At 61.3% G+C, this 20,588-nt stretch carries 16 protein-coding genes; 7 read left to right on the forward strand and 9 right to left on the reverse strand.

What is annotated here, in order from left to right; all coding sequences use genetic code 11:
* Nucleotides 1-7 precede the first annotated feature (7 nt).
* A complete protein-coding gene (locus EWV35_RS07190; protein WP_165168429.1) occupies nucleotides 8-1,585 on the reverse strand; it encodes an ATP-binding protein in 1,578 nt (525 codons plus the stop codon).
* A gap of 221 nt (nucleotides 1,586-1,806) precedes the next feature.
* On the opposite strand from EWV35_RS07190, the gene EWV35_RS07195 reads away from it, so the two are divergent.
* Nucleotides 1,807-3,282: a peptide MFS transporter gene (locus EWV35_RS07195; RefSeq protein ID WP_129659891.1), complete on the forward strand. Its 1,476-nt coding sequence runs from the start codon at nucleotides 1,807-1,809 to the stop codon at nucleotides 3,280-3,282.
* 98 nt (nucleotides 3,283-3,380) lie between these two features.
* Here the strand turns inward: EWV35_RS07195 and EWV35_RS07200 are convergent, their stop codons facing one another.
* Nucleotides 3,381-4,622 (reverse strand): MFS transporter, encoded by a 1,242-nt coding sequence (locus tag EWV35_RS07200; RefSeq protein WP_129660947.1) that lies wholly within the window; start codon nucleotides 4,620-4,622, stop codon nucleotides 3,381-3,383.
* Nucleotides 4,623-4,764: 142 nt separating this feature from the next.
* Between EWV35_RS07200 and EWV35_RS07205 the strand changes: the two genes are divergently transcribed.
* Both EWV35_RS07205 and EWV35_RS07210 read left to right on the forward strand, forming a co-directional pair.
* The gene (locus tag EWV35_RS07205) at nucleotides 4,765-5,199 is read left to right on the forward strand and encodes a MarR family winged helix-turn-helix transcriptional regulator (RefSeq protein WP_129659893.1); all 435 of its coding nucleotides are present in this window, start codon (nucleotides 4,765-4,767) and stop codon (nucleotides 5,197-5,199) included.
* A 181-nt stretch (nucleotides 5,200-5,380) separates the two neighbouring features.
* Nucleotides 5,381-6,700 carry a uracil-xanthine permease family protein gene (locus tag EWV35_RS07210; protein WP_129660950.1) on the forward strand — a complete coding sequence of 440 codons (1,320 nt, stop codon included), beginning with the start codon at nucleotides 5,381-5,383 and terminating at the stop codon, nucleotides 6,698-6,700.
* 128 nt (nucleotides 6,701-6,828) lie between these two features.
* Here the strand turns inward: EWV35_RS07210 and EWV35_RS07215 are convergent, their stop codons facing one another.
* The 5 genes from EWV35_RS07215 to EWV35_RS07235 form a co-directional block, all read right to left on the reverse strand.
* The gene (locus EWV35_RS07215) at nucleotides 6,829-7,896 is read right to left on the reverse strand and encodes an aldo/keto reductase (protein WP_129659896.1); all 1,068 of its coding nucleotides are present in this window, start codon (nucleotides 7,894-7,896) and stop codon (nucleotides 6,829-6,831) included.
* A gap of 187 nt (nucleotides 7,897-8,083) precedes the next feature.
* Nucleotides 8,084-8,881: a glycerophosphodiester phosphodiesterase family protein gene (locus EWV35_RS07220; protein ID WP_165168431.1), complete on the reverse strand. Its 798-nt coding sequence runs from the start codon at nucleotides 8,879-8,881 to the stop codon at nucleotides 8,084-8,086.
* On the reverse strand, nucleotides 8,874-9,677 hold the full coding sequence (locus EWV35_RS07225) for an HAD family hydrolase (RefSeq protein WP_129659902.1): 804 nt from the start codon (nucleotides 9,675-9,677) through the stop codon (nucleotides 8,874-8,876). The genes EWV35_RS07220 and EWV35_RS07225 overlap by 8 nt, the downstream gene beginning before the upstream one ends.
* Nucleotides 9,674-10,201 carry a YbhB/YbcL family Raf kinase inhibitor-like protein gene (locus tag EWV35_RS07230; RefSeq protein ID WP_129659905.1) on the reverse strand — a complete coding sequence of 176 codons (528 nt, stop codon included), beginning with the start codon at nucleotides 10,199-10,201 and terminating at the stop codon, nucleotides 9,674-9,676. The genes EWV35_RS07225 and EWV35_RS07230 overlap by 4 nt, the downstream gene beginning before the upstream one ends.
* A complete protein-coding gene (locus tag EWV35_RS07235; RefSeq protein ID WP_129659908.1) occupies nucleotides 10,188-11,153 on the reverse strand; it encodes a carbohydrate kinase family protein in 966 nt (321 codons plus the stop codon). Before EWV35_RS07235 ends, EWV35_RS07230 begins: the two co-directional genes overlap by 14 nt.
* A gap of 229 nt (nucleotides 11,154-11,382) precedes the next feature.
* Here EWV35_RS07235 and EWV35_RS07240 point away from each other — a divergent pair, with 229 nt between their 5' ends.
* Entirely contained in the window at nucleotides 11,383-12,822 is a 1,440-nt protein-coding gene (locus tag EWV35_RS07240; RefSeq protein WP_274542950.1) for a glyceraldehyde-3-phosphate dehydrogenase, read from the forward strand.
* An 85-nt stretch (nucleotides 12,823-12,907) separates the two neighbouring features.
* Here EWV35_RS07240 and EWV35_RS07245 read toward each other — a convergent pair whose 3' ends face one another.
* Together EWV35_RS07245 and EWV35_RS07250 are read right to left on the reverse strand one after the other, a co-directional pair.
* Entirely contained in the window at nucleotides 12,908-14,233 is a 1,326-nt protein-coding gene (locus EWV35_RS07245; protein ID WP_129659911.1) for a M18 family aminopeptidase, read from the reverse strand.
* Nucleotides 14,230-15,408, reverse strand: coding sequence for a CPBP family intramembrane glutamic endopeptidase (locus tag EWV35_RS07250; protein ID WP_165168433.1), 1,179 nt, complete (start codon nucleotides 15,406-15,408; stop codon nucleotides 14,230-14,232). The genes EWV35_RS07245 and EWV35_RS07250 overlap by 4 nt, the downstream gene beginning before the upstream one ends.
* A gap of 219 nt (nucleotides 15,409-15,627) precedes the next feature.
* Here EWV35_RS07250 and EWV35_RS13265 point away from each other — a divergent pair, with 219 nt between their 5' ends.
* The 3 genes from EWV35_RS13265 (at nucleotide 15,628) to EWV35_RS07265 (ending at nucleotide 20,548) form a co-directional block, all read left to right on the forward strand.
* Nucleotides 15,628-16,893, forward strand: a complete 1,266-nt coding sequence (locus EWV35_RS13265; protein WP_129659917.1) for a hypothetical protein — start codon at nucleotides 15,628-15,630, stop codon at nucleotides 16,891-16,893.
* A gap of 149 nt (nucleotides 16,894-17,042) precedes the next feature.
* Nucleotides 17,043-18,761: a 5-oxoprolinase subunit B/C family protein gene (locus EWV35_RS07260; RefSeq protein WP_129659920.1), complete on the forward strand. Its 1,719-nt coding sequence runs from the start codon at nucleotides 17,043-17,045 to the stop codon at nucleotides 18,759-18,761.
* The gene (locus EWV35_RS07265; protein ID WP_129659923.1) at nucleotides 18,746-20,548 is read left to right on the forward strand and encodes an acetyl/propionyl/methylcrotonyl-CoA carboxylase subunit alpha; all 1,803 of its coding nucleotides are present in this window, start codon (nucleotides 18,746-18,748) and stop codon (nucleotides 20,546-20,548) included. The genes EWV35_RS07260 and EWV35_RS07265 overlap by 16 nt, the downstream gene beginning before the upstream one ends.
* Nucleotides 20,549-20,588: the final 40 nt, after the last annotated feature.

A 20,588-nucleotide genomic window follows, 5' to 3' on the forward strand; every position in this document is an offset into this window, starting at 1 on the left:
GGTGAGGTCAAGGTCGTGCTTTCCCGCCAATAATTCGTCGCGCGTTCCCATCTGATCTGCCCCTCGCCCCGTCCGCGAGCAGGTACCTTCTGCGGTGGCTGCGGGGCGGGGCAGTCGGCAGGACCTTTCCCGCGTCGATCATCTTCTTCAGGAGACGGTTGGCTGCGGATTGCGAGAGGCACAGAGCGTCCTGAATGCGCTGACTCGTGATCGGCGCGCTCCGCCGGGCCATGAGTTCAATGAGCTCCTGCTCATGCGAATCGGCATTGAGCGCTATCCGGGCGCGCTCGTGAACTTCCGTACGCGGCTGCGAGTGGGGTACGGAACTCGAGGAACGAACCGGTGCCAGACGAAGTATCACGGTCACCGAGGTTGGCGTCACTCGGAACTCCGGCGCTGGCTGGCCAGCTTGTTCCATCGCGAACGCCATGCGGGCGATACCTGACCCACGATTTTCACAGACCGACGTCCCAGTTCGGGGCATCTCGACTTCTTCGAGCAATTTCGCCAGGGCCGCGTTGCGCGACGACGATGTGAAAACACGCCCTAGCTCCTCGACCCGGATTCCGCCGTACAGGCCCCCGGGATTGCGTATTTCCAGACGATCCGAATACAGCTCCATCTGGACCTGTATTCCGCGAGCATAAGGGCTGTAATCCCGATGCATGAGGGCGTTGGTCATAGCTTCTCGGACGGCGACGTCGGGGAAGTCGTAAACATCCCTCCGGCCCGCACCCGTGATGATCGCCGCTCGATTCGAGTTCCGCCGCACAGCGTCTACCGAGGCGGTGATCAGCGTTGGAATGGGCCCGTTGAACGACTGGTTGTCCGTGAAAGCGACGCCGCCCGCGTCCACCTCACCGAGCGATGTCCCCGGGACCGCCACGAACGTTACATTGAGCTGGGGAAAAAACTCTTGGGGATACACGCCGAGAGCCAGGAGACCGGCGAGCGTCGGCCGGGCCCGACGTGTGGATTCGTGCGTAACGTTGAGCCTCTTGAGAGCGATCCGAGGCTCGACCCCGCTGAAGGCGGCGGGGGTGCGCGCGCAGGCTTTCTCGAGAAGGTTGTCGACGGCTTGGGCGTTGAGCGTCTCCTGGTTCCCGTTTTCCACAGCTTCCCGGTCGTAGCCGGGTTGTACGCGGTTGTCCCGCAATTGCGTGACCTCGTACTCGGAGAGCTTGTGGTCGCCTTCGCCGATCCGTATATACGAGCCCCCGTACGCTCCTTTGCTAGCCACGAAACAGGGCTTGTCGAAGTACGGAAGCTCCTCGACATCGGCCCTGACGACCCTGATGCCCTCGAATTCCTCGACCGAGAGCTCGACGGCCGGATGCGGCGTGAGCTTGGCCCTGACCGCATTGGACACCGCGTCGTGAACGCGTTGCGCGTCGAAACCTTTGACAGGGCGAAACGTTTTGTCGGTGAGGCCGAAGAGAATGGTTCCGCCGGTTCCGTTCGCGAACGCGCTCATTGTCTCCACGGCGGACTTGGGAAAGCCGTGGAGGCCGGATTTGACCTCGACCTCGGTCGATTCCGAGCCCGATGCCCTGAGTTCCTTGATGAGCTGTCTCGTGCTCTTCATAGTCATGATGCTAGTCACATAGTCGCTCATCGTCATCCAAAATCTTGATGACTATGAGCCAACGAAATGGCGTCGTGTGGGCGCAGGCGGTCGGTGATCGCCCCGGCTCCCGCCGGATCCCACACAGGCTCATACCAAAGCTAAGTATGCGCCGCTTCACACTTTGGGGTTAGAGTTGCGGACGGCATACTTAAAATCCTATCTACGAACGGTGCTATCCGATGTCTAGTCACGTCGCTGAAGGCACGGAGGTAGACCCTCGGAATCCGAGCGGCAAGACCTTCTTCGGCCACCCCCGAATGCTCGCTAATCTCTTCTCTGTTGAGATGTGGGAGCGTTTCTCCTTTTACGGGATGCAAGGCATCCTCGTTTACTACCTGTACTACTCGGCCGCGGACGGCGGCCTCGGCCTCGATCAGGCCGCAGCCACAGGGATCATCGGCGCATACGGCGGCATGGTTTACCTCATGGCCATTCTTGGCGGCTACTTGGGCGACCGAGTCTTCGGCCCCGAACGAACCCTGTTCTATTCCGCGATTGCCATTATGTTCGGGCACCTCGCGCTGTCCCTGATCCCCAACTTCGCCGGTGTGATCATCGGCCTCGTGCTGATCGCCGTGGGCTCGGGCTGCCTCAAGACAAATGCGTCCGTCCTGGTCGCCTCCCTCTATGACACGAAGGACATGCGCCGCGAAGCGGGGTTCACGGTCTTCTACATGGGCGTGAATATCGGCGCCCTCGTGGGACCCCTGTTCACCAATACCGGCTGGGGCATCCTCGGTTTCCACTTCGGGTTCCTGCTAGCCGCGATCGGCATGGCCCTGGGTCTTCTGCAGTACATGTTGACCCGCAAGAACCTTCCCGAGACGGTCCACCACGTCAACAATCCGGCGAACAGCCGGCAAAAGGGCATGTTCGTCGGCGGTCTTCTCGTCGCCGTTCTGATCGTCCTGGTTCTGTGCCTCACGGGTCTCATCACGCCAGGAAACATCTCCAACTGGGTCATCGGAATCACCTTGCTCGGGGCGATAGTCCTGGGCACGATCCTGATTCGCAGCAACAAGACCAGCGAGACCGAACATTCGAGGGTTCTGGCCTTTGTCCCGCTGTGGATCGGCAACGCAGTGTTCTGGGCCCTATACCAGCAGCAGTTCACGGTCATGGCCGTCTACTCGGATAGCCGTCTCGATTGGCATTTGTTCGGGCTGGAGTTCAAGCCGGGCATGTTCCAGTCGATCAACCCGGTCTTCATCATTCTTTTGGGAACAGTGTTCGCGACCATGTGGACCAAGCTCGGCAATCGCCAGCCATCCACCGTCACCAAGTTCTCCTTGGGCATGATCGGCGTGGGCGTCGCATTCCTGATCTTCCTGCTGCCGGCCGGACATCACATCGTGAGCCTGTGGTGGCTCGTGCTGATTCTGTTCGTCTGCACGGTTGCGGAGCTGACGCTTTCCCCGACCGGGACGTCCGCGACCACGCGCTTTGCCCCTGAGGCACACAAGTCTCAGATGATGGCGTGGTACTGGACATCGGTCGCAATGGGTACCGCCCTTTCCGGCTGGCTTGCTCAGTTCTACTCGGAACAGGCGGAAGTGCCTTACTTCCTGACGATGGGCCTCATCAGCGTCGTAGCCGGCGTGATTCTGTGGCTCGTCCGCAAACCGATCCTCAGGATGATGCGCGGCCTCAAGTAGGTTGCTCTCAGCTCACCAGAGGGTGGGACTCTCATTCGAGAGCCCCACCCTCTGCGTTTTCCGCTCCGTTCATCCGGAAGGGCTCCACAGCGCTTCCCTCATCGCGGCCCGGAGACTGCGCCCACAACGTCGCTCTTTGGGACCGACGCCGGTTTCTGAGGCCTTCCGCCCGGCAATGCGATCGAGATGGCAAAAACGAGCACGGCTACCAGGGACAATCCGGCCCCTATCCACAACGCAGACGCGTATCCCAACCCCAAAGAGATTCCGATCCCGGACAGCCAGGCGCCCATGGCGTTGCCTATGTTGAAAGCCGCAATGTTGGCCCCAGACGCGAGAGTGGGGGCGTCACCGGCATGGGAAAGAATTCGATTCTGCAGCCCTGGCACGATTGCGAAACCGAAGAGACCCATCAGCATCAGGAACAGCACCGCGGTGACCTTGAACTGTGCCGTCAGGGCGAAGAGAGACATAACGATCACCAGGGCAACGAGCACGGTCAGGATCGTCACGTGATTGTTGCGATCCGCCGCACGACCCCCGTAGAGATTGCCGGCAAAGAGCCCCACCCCGAAAGCAACCAACAGCCACGGAACCCAGGCCGACGGGAACCCGGATACGCCGGTCAAAATGTACGAGATGTAGGTGAAGGCGCCGAACATTCCGCCGAATCCGAGAACGGTGACGAGAAGGGAAAGCAAAACCTGTATGCGTGTAAAGGCATACAGTTCTCGCCGAATCCGGACGGACGCGGATTCATTGCGCTCGACGGAGTTCGCCTGAGGCCTCGTTGAAGGCATGGCCGGAACGAGCGCGGCGATGGCAGCAAATGCACCGATCCCGATCATCGTGATGATCCAAAATGTGGAACGCCACCCGAAGGCCTGCCCCACCAGGGTCCCTAACGGAACTCCGAGGACGTTTGCTGTTGTCAACCCGCCAAACATGAGGGCTATCGCCCCGGATTGCTTGGATGGTGCAACCATTGATGCGGCGACCACGGAACCGATACCGAAGAATGCACCATGACAAAGGGCCGCCAGAATTCGGCCGGTCAGCATCAGACTGTAGGTTCCGGCCAGGGCAGATATGAGGTTGCCGGCAATGAACAGAATCAGCAGCCCCAGGAGAGCAACCTTCCGCGGCACGGTATTCAGGAGCAGAGTCAATACGATCGCTCCCACAGCAACGGCAAGAGCGTAGCCGGAGATCAGGCCTCCAGCCTTCGCTTCATTGACGCTGAAGTCCTGAGCAACCTCGGGCAGAAGGCCGGCAATCACGAATTCGGTCAGGCCGATGCCAAAACCTCCAATCGCCAGCGCCAGGAGGCCTAAGGGCATATTTTTCATGGGGATACCTCACGTGGGGAGCAATGAATGCCGCGTTGAGTTGTACGAGCGTTTATACGGCGTATGCAAACAACGGCGTATGCAAAACTAGTTGCAGACGCCCGATATTGCAACCTCTTGGTATCATGGCTCCATGTCCATCAGTAACGATGCCCTCGAAATCCGTGCCCAAGGGTGGCTCCGACTCGCGGCGCTTCACCATCTGATCGAGGGCGAGTTGGAGAAGGATCTCGATTCCGAGCACCAGCTGTCGGTGGTCGAGTACAACGTCCTGGAGGCCTTGAGCCGACAAGACGGATGGCATATGCGCATGTCCCAGCTCAGGCGCGCCGCAGCCCTGTCTCCCAGCGCGACCACACGGCTCGTCAACCGCCTCCAAGACCGCGGCCTTCTGACCCGGATCTTGTGCGAAGACGACCGACGCGGCATCTACACCGAACTCACGCCGAGCGGCAGAAAAACCCTCAATGAGGCCAAGCCCACGCACGATGCCGCCCTGGAACGCGCCGCCCAAAAGGCCCGCGAAACCCCCGAGCTGACGGAACTTGCCGAGGAGATCCTCGGTTAGACCTATTTCATTTCCCCGAGGCACAGAGTGCGGCCAACCGTTCCTGCCCTCTACGACTACGTAGAATTGATGAAGCCCGGCGTCGACCGATGCCTACGCAAGGGCCCGCAAGTCGATAATCGAACCTCATCCAGGAGTCAGCGTGAGCTCTGCACCCCCATCCGACTCGACTGCCCAGAGAATGGGGCTCAGATGGACGCTTCACGGCGACGGAAAACATGTCGCCCCAGGTCAGGTGGTGGCACCGCAGGAACGCCTTGCATGGGGACGCACCATCAGCATCGGCGCCCAGCACGTCGTTGCGATGTTCGGCGCCACTTTCCTGGTGCCCTTGCTCACCGGTTTTCCTCCGGCAACCACGCTGTTCTTTTCCGGGGTCGGCACAATCCTGTTCCTGCTCCTCACGGCTGGTCGTGTGCCCTCGTACTTGGGCTCCTCCTTTGCATTCATCGCGCCGATCGGTGCGGCCATGAACCAATACGGACCAGGCGGTGCGCTCGGCGGCGTCGTCATGTCCGGACTGACCCTGTTTGTTATTGGGCTCATCGTCCAAATCGCGGGCACCGGATGGCTCCAGACGTTGATGCCGCCACTCGTGACAGGATCGATCGTCGCATTGATCGGCTTCAACCTCGCGCCGTCCGCCAAAGAGAATTTCATGAAGGCACCCGTAACGGCTTTGGTGACGCTCGGATCGATCATTCTGATCTCGGTGCTTTTCCGGGGTATCTTTGGTCGCCTGTCGATTCTGCTGGGCGTGCTCATCGGATACGTCACGGCAATAGTTCGCGGTGAGGTCGACTTCAGTTCTATTCAGAAGGCCTGGGATTCCGAGGGCCTGTTCGGGCTGCCGCAGTTTCATGCTCCGGAGTTCCATCTGGCTCTGGCCGGCCTGTTTGTGCCCGTGGTTCTCGTTCTGGTCGCGGAGAACATAGGCCACGTCAAGTCCGTGGCCTTGATGACCGGGAACAACCTGGACCACTACGCCGGTCGCGCGATCATGGCCGACGGATTGGCGACGACCATCGCGGGCACGGGTGGAGGATCCGGCACCACAACCTATGCCGAAAATATCGGCGTCATGGCCGCCACCAAGGTCTATTCGACCGCGGCCTACTGGGTCGCTGCCATGTTTGCACTGCTGCTCTCCGTGATGCCGGTCTTCGGCGCGGCGGTAGCCACCGTGCCGGAAGGCGTCCTCGGAGGCGCCGCGACCGTCTTGTACGGAATGATCGGCATGCTCGGCGTACGCATTTGGGTTCAGAACCGCGTGGACTTCTCCAATCAGGTCAACCTCACGACTGCGGCCGTAGCCCTGATCGTGGGTATCGCGGACTACACGTGGGACATCTTCGGATTGCAGTTCGCGGGAATCGCCCTCGGCACGGGAACCACACTGGTGGTGTATCACCTCATGGCGTTCATTGCCCGACGTCGCCGGTCGGTCGGAAGCGACCCACTCGATCCGGACGCTACGGAACACCCCTCGCCGCTGGGTTAGTGTTGGTCAGGCGCAGACCCAGAAGTGGATAACGCCCCTTGACAGGGTTCTATCTCCCCAAAGCGCGGCAGCAACCGACATCGCGTGTGAGGCGGGAGCGTCGCGCGACCCGGCGGGCTTCCCCTCGCTTACTCCCCCAGCACGTGCTTTCGCTGTTCCTCGAAGAACTCGCGATCAGCCGGCTCGGGACGATCCATACCGTTCATGAGTCGGTGCCACAGCGGGTAGTATGCGGGCAGTTGCGACGCCTCGGTGATACGCTCGCGCGCTTCAGCCGGCAGAGTCAACTCGGCCGCGTCGAGGTCCTCCGTGAACTGGCCGAAATCGCGTGCCGCAATCGCGACACCGTCAATCCCCGGGCGTCCCATGATCCAGGCGATGACCACCTGGGGCAAACTCCATCCCAAGTCGCCAGCGATGTCGTCGAAGAGTTCGATGAGGTCATAGGCACGTTCCCAGTCCGTGACATGGGGTTCCGGCCAACCGGCGCCCTGCCTCGTGTCCGATGGGGTTTCCTGTCCGCGTCGAACTTTGCCATTCAAGAGGCCCTCGCCCAGAGGCGACCAACCCCACGTACCTACTCCTAGATCACGAGCGGCCGGCAGAATCTCGTATTCGATCTCCCGCGCCTCAGGTGTGTAGTAGACCTGCTGCTCGATCGGCGGGTTCAGCCCCAAGGCCTTGGCCTCATAGACGGTCTTGGTCAGCTGCCATGCGCTGTAATTGGAGACGCCCCAGTACCTGATTTTCCCGGAACGAATCAGTTCGTTGGCGGTCTCGATGGTCTCCCGGATCGGGGTCTGCCCGTCCCACTGGTGCATATACAGCAAATCCAGATGATCGGTCCCGAGTCTCGTCAGACTGTCCTCAACGGCCCGGGTCAGATGGTAGCGGCTCGCGCCGGAATCGTTGGGGCCATCGCCCATCGAGGTGCGGGCCTTGGAGGTCAAGACGACCTCGTCGCGCTTCTTGCCCAGGGCCTGGCCCAGAATTTTCTCCGAATCGCCGCCATTGTAAATATTCGCGGTATCGAGGAAATTGACGCCACGACCGAACGCTTCGTCCAGCTGTTTCTTGGCTTCTTCGACGCCCAAGCCGGAGATCTTCTCGAATCCTCCACCCTGGCCATAGGGGATGGTTCCAAGTGCTACGCGGGACACGTACAGGCCGGAATTGCCTAGACGGGTGTACTCCATAGCGTTACTCCTTCACGAGTCCTATATCGCAGCCATGGTGTGCACGTGCTCGAAGAAAAAGCGACAGTTTGCGGCGGTCGGCGAACAAGGCAGATCCCGATGACGACGCCACCGGCACCCGGAAAGACTCCTTTGTCGGTCATTCAGCTGCCGCGGGCAGCCCTACCGGAACGCAAGCTCCCCAGCGTCAGATGCCGGCGACAACGTCCCTCGCCAAGTCGGCCCGGTTCGTGACGATTCCGTCAACTCCAAGGGCCACGAGCCTTTTCATTTCTTCCGGATCGTCGATGGTCCAAACGTCCACACGCAGACCGCAAGCGTGCGCGGCCTCGACAAATCGCCGTTCCGCGACCGGAATCTTGAAGGGGCCGATCTTCTGGGAGACCGGGATCTGCACAGCCTCGAAGCGGGCGACCCACGGACTTATCGCTCTGCGCACCCAAGGCCAGACCTTCACACATACCCTGAGCGGCATAAGGGCACTGACCAGCCGAAACACTGCAATTCCGGTGTAACCTGCGCTCGAGGGAACGCCATCTGGGACGTGACGCAGTGCCCTGCGGCGTCTCGATTCGGAGAAGGACGCGATCAGCACTCGGTCCCATGCCCCAACCCGACTGACGGCCCGGGGCAGGGCGAGCACGGAGGCTTCGTCCTTGATGTCGACGTTGAATCGTAGCTCTGGGAATTTCTCGAGGGCCGAGACCATCGTCGGAACATGTTCCCCCGCGCGCAACCGGATCGTCGCGAGATCCTCTGAATCCATCGCCGTAACGTAGCCACTAGTCCCAGCGACTCGCTCGAGGTCCGGATCATGAATAGCCATGACCACGCCATCCGAGGTGGTGTTGACGTCCGTTTCAACCCATTGAATCCCCAAAGCGGCGGCGGCGCGAAAGGCACTCAAGGAATTCTCGTCCGTATCCAACGCCAAGCCGCGATGGGCAAGGATCCTGACCGGTTCTCCTCGCAGACGGTCACCCACGTTCGAGCAGCTCCTCGATAACTTGGGCGACACCGTCTTCCTCGAAGGCAGGGCAGGTTCTTCCGACCTCTTGGATCACTTCCGGCCACCCGGAGGCCATCGCGTAGCCTCGGCCGGCCCATTGAAGCATGGTCGTGTCATTGGGCATGTCACCGAATGCGACGACTTCGTCTGCAGCGATCCCTTCGGACGCGCACCATCGGGCCAGAGTACGGCCCTTCGAGAGCCCGGCCTGCCCTATTTCCGTCAGAGGCATATTCGCGACTGCGTGAGTTACGGATACCTGGTTCTTGGCTTTGTCCTGGACCGTTTCATATAAAGTCCGCGGATCCATGGATTCGTCCCTGACCAGGAATTTGATGATCTGGGAGTCCGCGGTCAGCAGCTCGCCCAGAGGCCCGATGGTGCGCTGCCCGGTTTCGAGGAGATTCGTTTGCGGCCACCCCGGCTCGGAGACGACCCCTGCCAAAGTCTCAACCGAGTAATGAGCGCCTGGCAGCGTCTCGCGCAATGTGGCGTGAAGGTCCAGAATCATATCTGTCGGGACTGTTTCGGCATGCAGGACTTCACCCTGGGCGACGTCGTAAATCACCGCGCCATTAGAACAGATAGCCACCGATTCATATTCGAGCTGCTCCCGAACCGGCTCGATCCAGCGATGCGGCCGCCCGGTGACGTAGACGATTTCGACACCCGCGGACCGGGCCGCACGCAACGCTTCGAGGGTGCGATCGCGAAATCTGAAGTCGGGCCCGAGAACGGTCCCGTCCAGATCCGTTGCGATCAGTTTGATCACTCGGTGACCTCGTACGTGCCGGTCAAGAACGCCCGACCGATGCCGTGGAAGAAGAGATTGAAATTGACCACGGCGGGGCTCGCGCTCTCGTCGATGTCCAGTTGCTCGGTATCCACAGCGGTCACACAGAAGATGTAACGGTGGACGCCATGCCCTGGAGGCGGTGCCGCACCCGTGAATTCACGGTTTCCTCCGTCGTTGAGATGTTTGATGGCTCCCGCGATCTCCTCCGCGGCCCAGCCTGTCTTCAACTCGGTCACGTTCGCGGGGATGTTGGACACACACAAATGCCAGAAACCTGAGGGGGTGGGAGCATCCGGGTCGAAACAGGTCACGACGTAGCTCTTGGTGCCTTCCGGGGCTCCTGACCAGGCGAGATGCGGGGCGGTATCCTTTCCGCCCTCAATACCCATCGCGCCGGAGGCTTGATCCAGGCCCAAGGGTTGATTGTCGGTAACGTCGGTCGAGGTCAGGTTGAATCCTGGGAGCTGCGGCAGAGCAGCGTACGGTTCACGATCCAGCATTTTCGTTCTCCTTCTCTGGCTTCTCGTACTCTTCCAAATCCTTACGGGTGGGCAAATCCGCGCCTTCCCGCGAGACGGTGATCGCGGCCGCACGAGCTGCACTGTTCAGCACGGTGCGCAAGTCATCCGCGCCGAGCTCATCGAGTTTTGCGCGCGTTCCTTTGCCCGATATTCCGCGGTCGATCAAGGCAGACAGCAAAGCAGCCATGAGGGAATCTCCTGCACCGACGGTGTCCGCAACCTCCACGTGAGGCGGAACGACCCGGACCCCCTCCGGGCCGGTAGCGCGGGTGATGCCCCACGGGCCCCACTCGCCTCGCGTCACCACAACGAGTCCGACCCCGGCTTCGAGCCAAGCCCGCGCGGTCGCTTCGACGGTTCGATTTGGGTATAGCCACAACAGGTCCTCGTCCGAGGCCTTGACGACGTCCGCGTTGGCAACCACGGACTCGGCCCAGCTTCTGGCTTGGGCGGAGTCAGGAATGATCGTAGGACGGCAGTTGGGGTCGTAGGAGATCAGGGCGTGTGGCGCTGCCAGCCGTACGGCGTCCAGGACCGTTGAGGCACCGGGTTCGAGCATGGCCCCGATTGAGCCGACGTGCAACAGGTCGGTTTCCGCCAGGAGATCTTCGATGTGGTCTCGGGCCGCTTCGAGGTTCCATTCCAGCTGGAAATCATACGAGACCGAGCCTGCTTCGCCGAGGTTGGATTCCGCCACCGAGGTCGGTGCGTCGTCTGGTTCGACAGGCAGTTCGACACCGGAGTTCCGAAGGTGTTCGTCGATGACGTTTCCGTGTTCGTCCCGACCATACCTTCCGATGAATCGGGTGCGATGGTCGAGCCGCGAGAGACCCACGGCGACATTGAGCGGACTGCCACCTGGGTGGGTCCTGGGGATGGCGCCTTCCTTCTTCACGATGTCTACGAGGGCCTCGCCGATCACAGTTAACATGACCTCAGTCTACCGAGACCTCGCGCCAAACAACCATGACCGACGTCGGGCGTGAATATATCGAAAAATCAGTGTGTCCGGCACCACGTTGTTTTCTGCCCCCAAACCCCACATTTCACAAAAAACGATCCCTCGGATCATCTACGCTAGAGAATGCTCAGCACATGCATGCGTTCAAACATCACGTCCGGGTCAGTGAAGCCCTGGGCGAGAAAGTGAAGGTCAAACAGTGACCAGCCCTGTCACCCCCACCGAGTGGTCCCGCCGCGAAGAACTTGCCGAAGCCATGATTCCGCTGATTGGGCGGTTGCATCGCGAGAACCGCGTGGTCGTCAATATTCATGGCCGTAGCCTCCTCAACCAATCCGTCACGGACATCATCAAAGCCCACCGTTGGGCTCGTCAGATCGATACGGTCGAGTTGAGCCTTGAAGAGACATTCCCGCTCGTGGAAGCTCTGAGCAAACTCGAGCTCGGCCCCGCGTCGGTCGACTTGGCTCGGCTCAACAAATTGCACAAGACCCAAGGGAACGACACCGACGTGGACGGTTGGCTCCGTGAGCAACTCTCCGAGGTCGTCGGTCGGCAGGGTCAGGAAGAGCACCACGGTCAGGACATCGTGCTCTACGGATTTGGGCGAATCGGGCGTCTGCTGGCTCGAATCCTCGTCGAAAGAGGGCTGGGCTCGGGTTTGAACCTCCGCGCCGTGGTGGTCCGGAAGAACGGAGATCAGGACCTCTTCAAGAGAGCCTCGCTCCTGCGCCGCGACTCGGTGCACGGCGCTTTCCGCGGGACCATTCAGGTCGATCCGGACACCAACGTCGTGACCGCCAACGGTGTTCCCATCCAGTTCATCTACTCTTCGGACCCGGCCACCGTGGACTACACGGAATACGGAATCGAGGATGCCCTCGTCATCGACAACACCGGTCGCTGGCGCGACGAAGAGGGACTGTCTCAGCATCTCAAGTCCAAGGGAGTCGCGAAGGTTCTGTTGACGGCTCCCGGCAAGGGAAGTCTGAAAAACGTGGTCTGTGGCGTCAACGATGACATCATTTCCGCCGATGACAAGATCATTTCCGCCGCATCCTGCACCACCAACGCGATCACACCCGTCCTCAAGGTTCTGGACGACGAGTACGGCGTTTCACACGGTCACGTGGAGACGGTTCACTCCTTCACCAATGACCAGAACCTCATCGACAACTTCCACAAAGGCGATCGACGTGGCCGCTCGGCTGCGCTGAACATGGTTCTGACAGAGACCGGCGCGGCGAAAGCCGTTGCCAAGGCTCTTCCCCAGTTGCAGGGCAAGCTGACCGGCAACGCGATTCGGGTCCCCACCCCGGATGTTTCGATGGCGATCCTGAACCTCCAGCTCGAGAAGGCACCGGAGTCCAAGAGCTCTCTCAACGCATATCTGCGCGATATGTCCTTGAACTCGACGCTCCGCAAGCAGATCGACTACACCGATTCGCACGAGGTCGTCTCGACCGACTTCGTGGGATCACGCCGAGCCGGCATCGTGGATGGCTTGGCCACCATTGTTTCCGGCAATTCCGTGGTCGTTTACGTGTGGTACGACAACGAGTTCGGCTACTCGTGCCAGGTGATTCGAGTGGTGGAGGAAATGGCCGGGGCTCATCCGGCGAGCTTCCCCAAGGACTGACCGACACGCCTAGCTACGACGCCGTGGGGCCTCCTGAATCGGAGGGGAGCCCCACGGCGTTCGTTTGTAGACGCGCCGAGCAGGCTTACTCGACCCGGTAGAAGCTCTCGAGCGCCCGGCCAAGAGCCGCGAGGTCGCCAACGTGACACATCTCCCGGGCGGAGTGCATCGAAAGCAGCCCCAGGCCGACGTCGATGGTTCGGATTCCCAGACGGGTGGCAGTGATCGGTCCGATGGTCGATCCACAGGGCACATCGTTGTTGGACACGAACTCCTGGTACTCAACGCCTGCGTCCGTACATGCCCGGGCCCAGATCGCGGCACCAACGGCATCCGTTGCGTAACGCTGGTTCGCGTTGATTTTGAGGAGCGGGCCGGCTCCCGGCTGCGGTTGGTTGTTCGGATCATGGTGCCCGGGATAGTTCGGGTGAACGAGGTGTCCGGCATCCGAGGAAAGGCACACAGAATTCGCGAGAGCGCAACGATAGTCTTCGGCGCCACCACCGCGACTTCCAGAGATTCGCACTAAGACGTCTTCCACGATGGGCCCGGCCGCCCCGGAGCGGGAGGTCGAGCCTATTTCCTCGTGGTCGAAGGCGGCCAACACCAGAGTCTTGTCCCCGTCGACCTCACCAGCGGAAGCACGGGTCAGGGCTTCGACGCCTGCATGGACCGAGGAGATGTTGTCGAGACGTCCTGACGCGAGGAATTCGCCGTTCGCCCCGAATACCCGAGGAGGCTGGGTATCTGCGAGGACGATGTCATAACCCAGAATCGTCTCCGGGTCGATGGCCTCACCGTCGACGGCGTGGGAGGCCACGTAGGCGAGCACGTCGCCGGGAGCCTCCCCCGCGCCCCAAATGGGTTGGACATGGGTCTGCCGATCCAGCTTGAGACCGTCATTGACCCCCCGATCGAGATGAATCGCCAATTGAGGGATTCGGGCAACCGGGCCGGTGGTCACGAGCCTCTCGCTGATCAGGCCGTCCTCCCGTGTGGTGAGGCGCCCGGCGAGACACAGTTCGCGATCGAGCCACGAGTTCAGCAGGGCGCCGCCGTAGACCTCGACACCGATCTGATGCCATCCGAAACGGTCGATCGAGGATTTGGGTTTGAGCTTGAACGAGGGCGAATCCGTGTGCGCTCCCACGATGCGAAATCCGCTGCTCGACGTCGCAGCTTCCGGCGTGTACCAGGCGATGAGCGCGCCATCTCGAATGATGTAGCGCCCGCCGGGGGACGGGTTGAAGTCCGCGGTTTCTGCTTGCTCATCGAATCCTGCCGCGTCCAGACGACGGGCAGCCTCTCGAACCGCGTGATACGACGAGGGCGACGCCGCAACGAATGCCGCGAGATCCTCGGCATTTGCGGCGGGGTCGAAAGTGGTCAGCGAGTTGCTGTGTTCGGTCATGCTGTCCTCCTGGGGATCATGTGTGTCGAGGCCTCGGGAATTCGTGCCCCGGCATTGTGCAATGCCCAGGCTGGCCATGCCGGCCAGCTCGTGGCGGGGTTACGGCGAGTGGTGAGGTGGCGACGGCGCGATGCCCAGAGCACGAGAACGGCGTAGAGCCCGTCCACCACAAGAGTCACGAGGGCGTCCATGGGGCCTGGGTCGACCGCCCCGAAAGGGTCTGCGAAACCGAAAAGTCCGAGCAAAACAGTGGTCACGTTGTTGCTGACGTGCAGACCGATAGAGGCCTCCAAACCGCCCGTGGCGATGCACAGGATTCCGGCGATCACGGCCAGAATTCCGACGCTGAGCAACCCCCAGAGCCCATACCCGTGGCTGAGAACGAAGAAAGGCGCGGGCAGGATCACGGCCCAGATCGGATGTTTGAGCCAGCGTCCCACCGCCTGCATGAGAAATCCTCGGAACGCCATTTCCTCGGCAGCGCATTGCAACGGGACCACAATCAGGATGATGGCCAGTATCCACCAGCCCGTGGCCGGGTCGAAACTTGCCGAAACCGGTTCCGCGCCGGATGCCGCCGAGACCCAGACGCTCAGTCCTTGGAAAATGACAAAGAGAGCAAGACCAAGTCCCAAACACGTCGCCAGCCACTTCCACCGCAGCTTTCCGGCAACCGAGAACAGGAGGCCCAGCGGCTTGGGACCCATGATGAGCCTCGCCAAGAGGACGCAGGGCGCCATGACCGCAATGCTGAGAAACATGAACAGGAAAAGCACCGGGTGGGAAAACATCCCCTCCGGGTAACCGTTCGGACCCAGCGTGAGCGGTTCAGAACCGCTCACAAAAGGCAACAGGAACATAGGTATAGAAATGACTAGCGCGAGGACGAAATAAAGAGGGCCCGATATGCAGAACTCGACCAGTGGTTTCCACCACCCGTGAAAAGGATCGGCTCGCCAGAGCCGGTGATACGGCAATGGCGAGAGAGGCACATCATTGAGACGCGGCGCGCCCGCGACCCTGTATGCGTGAGCAGCCTCGAGGCTCCCTGCCTCGTCAATCGACCGGGCATCAGGCCCCGCGGGATAGGCCTTCGAGCCCCACTGCCGGTCATTCGGCGCATCAGGTATTTCCGGGTTCGTCGAGGATCGCGAGGTGGATGCGGGTTCTTCCATGCTCTCTACCCTATGCGCTCGCGGCAGAGAAGTGACGTGGGGCTTGAACCGGGCAGTTGACATCAATTCATCACCTTTTGGCTCTCTGGAGCTACCGTCAAATAATTCCGCATGATTCAGCGAAGACCTAATTTTCGCCAAACGAGTTATCAGCATTCTTTGAAACTTCGTGTCACAATTGAATCGTCAATCACATAATTTTACTAAGGAATCGTCCTCATGGCACTTCGATTCAATCCTCCGCCCCATTGGCCTCAGCCTCCGGAAGGCTGGTCCCCGGATCCAGGATGGCGCCCGGATCCCAGTTGGGGGCCGGCGCCGCAAGGATGGATTTTCTGGACCGACGAGAACGGCAATCCTGTCCCTTCGGCACACCCCGAGGACCCATCGTTCATCCCTGACGAACCGCGGCAGGCACCACAACCGGACCAGTCACAACCGCGCGACGAGCATCAGGGCGATCAAGCTCCCGCTTCCACGCAGAATGACTGGGGATCCCCGCAGGCCGATGGTGCAGGGAATTATCAGACGGAAGGGCCGGCTCCCACACGCCAGTACCAGCAGCAGCAACCCGGCGGTTGGGAGACTCAGGGGCAGGGAACTCCGCCTCCGCAAGGAGGCGGATGGAACAGCAATCCGTGGAATCAGACTCCTCGCAAAAAGAACTTCTTTGCGTCCCCGGCCGGTATTCTTTCGATCATCGGCGCTATTCTTCTCGTCCTGGTCATAGGTTTGGTTCTCGCTCTGACAGGGGTCTTCGGTAACACGCAGGATTCAGGGGAGACGAATGCGGCGACATCGAGCTCTGCGTCGAAATCCGGCCATGCCTCCGACAGCGCGACCGGCTCTCCGAAGGCTTCCGCTTCGGGCGACGGGCCGTCGGGGATGCGACCCGAGCAGGTCAATATTCCGGCCAATGACGCCGACCCCGTCGTGGAGTTCACCGGGGAAGGCTCTCAGAAGGTCAAAACGGACAAGCTCGAGGACGGGCAGGTCTACTACGTCGAGTACTGGTACCAGGGTGATTCGAACTTCGCCTTGTGGGGACTCGATAACAAGGGCGAGGACGCCGGACTGTACGCCAATGACATCGACGAGACCTCCGGTTCCAGCTGGATCGATATGGATGGCCTCTACGGAAACCCCAAGGGATTCGACGTCGATGCCACGGACGGTAAATGGGAGATCAAGGTCTACGACGGCAATGCCATCAAGTCGGCAGGCGATAAGACGATGCAGAGCAACGGAACCGTCGCATTCGTGTACCAAGGACCCAAGAAGTCCGCGACCTTCGAGAACCTGGGCGATGATTCCTTCGAGGTGGAAGCATACGATCTCAAAGGGGATTCGGTATTCCACGAAAACGTCACCAAGGGCAACAATGCGAATGTGAATTTCCCCGACGCGACCAAGGACGAGGCCAATATTCTGGTCCAGGTCAAGGTGACGGACACGAAAGCACAATGGAAAATGTCCTTCAAATAGTCGCTGAGCAGGGCCTGGACATTTCTCTTTCGCGATCGTCCGCTTCGGATTGATTCTGGGGCGGCCAGTCGCCTGTGGACAAGCGTCCGGAAGGCTATCGGCTCGATTACCATGGGACGGGTGGAGGCGAAGAAACGACAGGAGCCGCGATGCCAGAACACAACCGCCGGCAGGTGCAGCGTGCAGGTCGCTCCGCGCTTTTGATCGATTGCGGTGGGATCGACGACGTCCTGGACCTCCACACCGCGCTGACGGAGAATCCATTGCCGGATCAGCTCGAATTGGTCCCGGCGGCCACGACCCTCCTCGCTCGCTTTCGTTCGCCCTTGGGCCCTGCCAGGGCACGCGAGCTGTCAATCGAGTTGTCCACCATGGCCGGCCGCCACGGCAGCTCTTCCCGGGCGCGCGAGGTCGAAATCCCCGTCCGCTACGACGGAGAGGATCTTGAGGACGTCGCGGCTCACCTCGGCATTTCCGCGGATGAAGTCGTCGAACGCCACACGGGGACGGCCTGGACGGCGGCCTTCTCCGGTTTTTCCCCCGGCTTCGCGTACCTCGTTGGCGTCGGGCCCCAGCCAACAACCGATCTTACGGTCCCGAGGAGGGACAGCCCACGGACCAAAGTTCCTGCGGGTTCCGTCGCTCTGGCCGGAGAATTTTCTGCCGTGTATCCCAGCGCTTCACCCGGTGGGTGGCAACTGATCGGCACGACGAACGCACCCGTGTGGGACCTCGATCAGGAGGTTCCTGCCTTGATCACGCCGGGGACCGTGGTCCGCTTCTCGCGCGTTCGGGATTCGATGGAATTACAAGAAAAGAAGGCAGAATCCGGGAGAAACGGCCAGCAGGAGAAAAAAGCTTCAGCGGAGATGACGGACCCAGTTCAGGGCACGACCGAAGCGCTTCGCATCGACGCCCCAGGACTCGCGACCATGGTGCAGGACCGGGGCAGAGAGGGACATACGGACTGGGGCGTGAGCCCTTCCGGCTGGGCCGACGCCGTGGCCGCCCAGTCCGCGAATCGGCTCGTGGGCAACGACCCTGAGGCGAGCGTCCTCGAGAACACTGCCGGCGGGCTGACGGCAACTGCACTGACGGATACCGTCCTGGCCGTCACCGGTGCAGAAGCCGAACTGACCGTCCAGACCGATGGCACCAGTTTCCGGGTTCCTCGGAACCGACCATTTGCCTTGCGCTCGGGCCAACGGCTCACCATCGGTCCGGCCGTTCGTGGACTGCGGATCTACCTGGCCGTACGCGGAGGAATTCGCGTGAATTCGGTCCTCGGGAGTACCGCCACGGATACCCTGGCCAAGCTGGGGCCCGCCCAGATGGTCAAGAACGCCGTCGTGCGCATCGGGCCCGAGCCCCGACGGGCCGTCGAGTTGGACGAAGGCGGGGCGGAGCTGCCGCATCCCCATGAGGTCACGGACATTCCGGTTTCTCCCGGTCCACGAATCGACTGGTTCACTTCCGAGTCCGTTCGCGAGACCTCACGGACCGTATGGGCCGTCACGGAAGAAAGCAACCGGGTAGGCGTGCGCCTCGCGAGACCCACCCATGAACCCGACGAGGATCCGCTTCCTTCTCCGCTGACCCGCACGGCAAAGGCCCAAGGTCGCGAATTGCCCAGCGAAGGCATCGTCGCCGGAGCCATCCAAGTGCCGCCCAACGGAAACCCCGTCGTTTTCATGGCCGACCACCCCGTAACCGGTGGTTATCCGGTGATCGGAGTCGTTGAGCCGGAATACTTGCGTCTCCTCGCACAGTCGCCGCCAGGCACGCTGGTCCGCCTCGTTTTCGACGCCGCCGAAGAGCCCATTCAAAACACCACATACCCCGGAGAATCCCCATGCGCAAAGTCCTGATTGCCAACCGTTCGGAGATCGCGGTTCGCGTGATCCACGCATGCGCCGAACGCGGCATCGGCACCGTTGCCGTCTACGCCGCCTCCGATGCAGAATCCCTCCACGTCCATCTCGCCGACGAGGCCTACGCGCTCGAAGGCAACGCCCCCACGGACACCTACCTCAATATCGAAAAGCTCCTCGACATAGCGCGACGATCCGGGGCAACGGATGTCCACCCCGGGTACGGCTTTCTGGCCGAGTCCGCGGATTTCGCGCGAGCCGTGGTCAACGCGGGCCTGACGTGGATAGGCCCCACCGCCGAGACGATTGAGGCCCTCGGCGACAAAATTCAGGCCCGTTCCATAGCAACGGCCGCCGGAGCACCACTGGCTCCCGGGACGGACGGGCCGTTGGCGAACGCCCATGAAGCTCGGGACTTCGCCGAAGAGCACGGATTGCCGATCATCATCAAAGCCGCACACGGTGGTGGCGGTCGCGGTATGCGCGTGGTCCGAGACGTCGATCAGGTCGAGTCGGCCTTCGAATCCGCCGCTCGCGAGGCCCACAGCGCCTTCGGCCGGAGCGAATGCTTCGTCGAGCGCTTCCTCGAGAAGCCTCGTCACGTCGAAGCGCAGGTTATCGCGGATTCGCACGGAGGAGTCGTCGTGGTGGGAACCCGCGATTGTTCTCTGCAGCGCCGCAACCAGAAGCTCGTGGAGGAAGCACCGGCGCCGTTCCTGAGTGAGGAACAGCTGGAAAATATCGAGAAAGCATCCGCGGCGATCTTTCGGGAGGCCGGCTACGTCAACGCGGGAACGGTGGAGTTCCTGGTCGGCGCGGACGGACTGATCTCTTTTCTCGAGGTCAATACCCGCATCCAGGTCGAGCACCCTGTTACGGAAGAGACGTTCGGCGTCGACCTCTTAGGCATGCAGCTCGACGTCGCCGCTGGCGAACGCCTGCCTTTTGAGAGTGCCCCGAAAGCACAAGGACACTCCATCGAGTTCCGCATCAATGCGGAAGATCCCGGACGGGGTTTCCTCCCTGCCGGCGGTACGGTAACAGGCATCACGGTTCCCACGGGCCCGGGAATTCGATGGGATGCCGGAGTTGTCACGGGTTCCGAGGTTGCCGGGGATTTCGATTCCCTTTTGGCCAAACTCATTGTGACCGGCCCGACTCGCGATGCCGCCCTGGCTCGAGCCCGTCGCGCCCTGGCCGAATTGACGCTCAGTGGAGTCTCGACCACTCTTCCATTCCACCGTGCCGTCCTCGAGCACAAGGACTTCACGTCCTCTCCCTTCAACGTCTACACGACCTGGATCGAGGACGTTCTGACCCCGGTCCTGGAATCCGACGGCGGCTACAGTGCTCCGCGCTATGCGGACAGGACACTGTTCGGTGAGTCCGCTTCCGACGCCACGGCCTCCGTCACTGCGGGGATCGAAATCGAAGGCCGGCTGACCAAGGTTCGTTTCCCTGCCAAAGCACTCGCGAGAATCGGTGCTGGGCTCGCTGATGGGCTCGGAGGAGTCCAATTCTCGGGAACCAGCGGCGCTCAGACGGACGCGCCGGGGTCGAGCGACGTCGAGGTCACCGCAACGCTCAGCGGCTCATTGGTTCGTTGGGAGGCGGAAGATTCCGCGACCGTAGAGGAAGGGCAGAGGTTGGCGATAGTGGAGGCCATGAAGACCGAGATGCCGCTAGAATCTCCGGCGACCGGCGTCTTTCGTCGTGAGCCCGTGGAACCGGGGCACAAGCTATCGGCCGGAATGATCTTGGGCCGGGTCGAAACAGCGAACTGACTGCTGCCGGGCCACGTGATGCGGCGACCAGGGCCGCGAG

Source organism: Rothia uropygialis (assembly GCF_004137765.1).
In the GTDB taxonomy this organism is placed as follows: domain Bacteria; phylum Actinomycetota; class Actinomycetes; order Actinomycetales; family Micrococcaceae; genus Rothia.

What these genes read in the sequence shown, in the direction of transcription:
- EWV35_RS07235 (WP_129659908.1), bottom strand. Translation starts at nt 11,153, where the DNA reads ATGTTAACTGTGATCGGCGAGGCCCTCGTAGACATCGTGAAGAAGGAA.
- EWV35_RS07230 (WP_129659905.1), bottom strand. Translation starts at nt 10,201, where the DNA reads ATGCTGGATCGTGAACCGTACGCTGCTCTGCCGCAGCTCCCAGGATTC.
- EWV35_RS07245 (WP_129659911.1), bottom strand. Translation starts at nt 14,233, where the DNA reads ATGACCGAACACAGCAACTCGCTGACCACTTTCGACCCCGCCGCAAAT.
- EWV35_RS07250 (WP_165168433.1), bottom strand. Translation starts at nt 15,408, where the DNA reads ATGGAAGAACCCGCATCCACCTCGCGATCCTCGACGAACCCGGAAATA.
- EWV35_RS07215 (WP_129659896.1), bottom strand. Translation starts at nt 7,896, where the DNA reads ATGGAGTACACCCGTCTAGGCAATTCCGGCCTGTACGTGTCCCGCGTA.
- EWV35_RS07265 (WP_129659923.1), top strand. Translation starts at nt 18,746, where the DNA reads ATGCGCAAAGTCCTGATTGCCAACCGTTCGGAGATCGCGGTTCGCGTG.
- EWV35_RS07200 (WP_129660947.1), bottom strand. Translation starts at nt 4,622, where the DNA reads ATGCCCTTAGGCCTCCTGGCGCTGGCGATTGGAGGTTTTGGCATCGGC.
- EWV35_RS07205 (WP_129659893.1), top strand. Translation starts at nt 4,765, where the DNA reads ATGTCCATCAGTAACGATGCCCTCGAAATCCGTGCCCAAGGGTGGCTC.
- EWV35_RS13265 (WP_129659917.1), top strand. Translation starts at nt 15,628, where the DNA reads ATGGCACTTCGATTCAATCCTCCGCCCCATTGGCCTCAGCCTCCGGAA.
- EWV35_RS07195 (WP_129659891.1), top strand. Translation starts at nt 1,807, where the DNA reads ATGTCTAGTCACGTCGCTGAAGGCACGGAGGTAGACCCTCGGAATCCG.
- EWV35_RS07190 (WP_165168429.1), bottom strand. Translation starts at nt 1,585, where the DNA reads ATGAAGAGCACGAGACAGCTCATCAAGGAACTCAGGGCATCGGGCTCG.
- EWV35_RS07260 (WP_129659920.1), top strand. Translation starts at nt 17,043, where the DNA reads ATGCCAGAACACAACCGCCGGCAGGTGCAGCGTGCAGGTCGCTCCGCG.
- EWV35_RS07210 (WP_129660950.1), top strand. Translation starts at nt 5,381, where the DNA reads ATGGGGCTCAGATGGACGCTTCACGGCGACGGAAAACATGTCGCCCCA.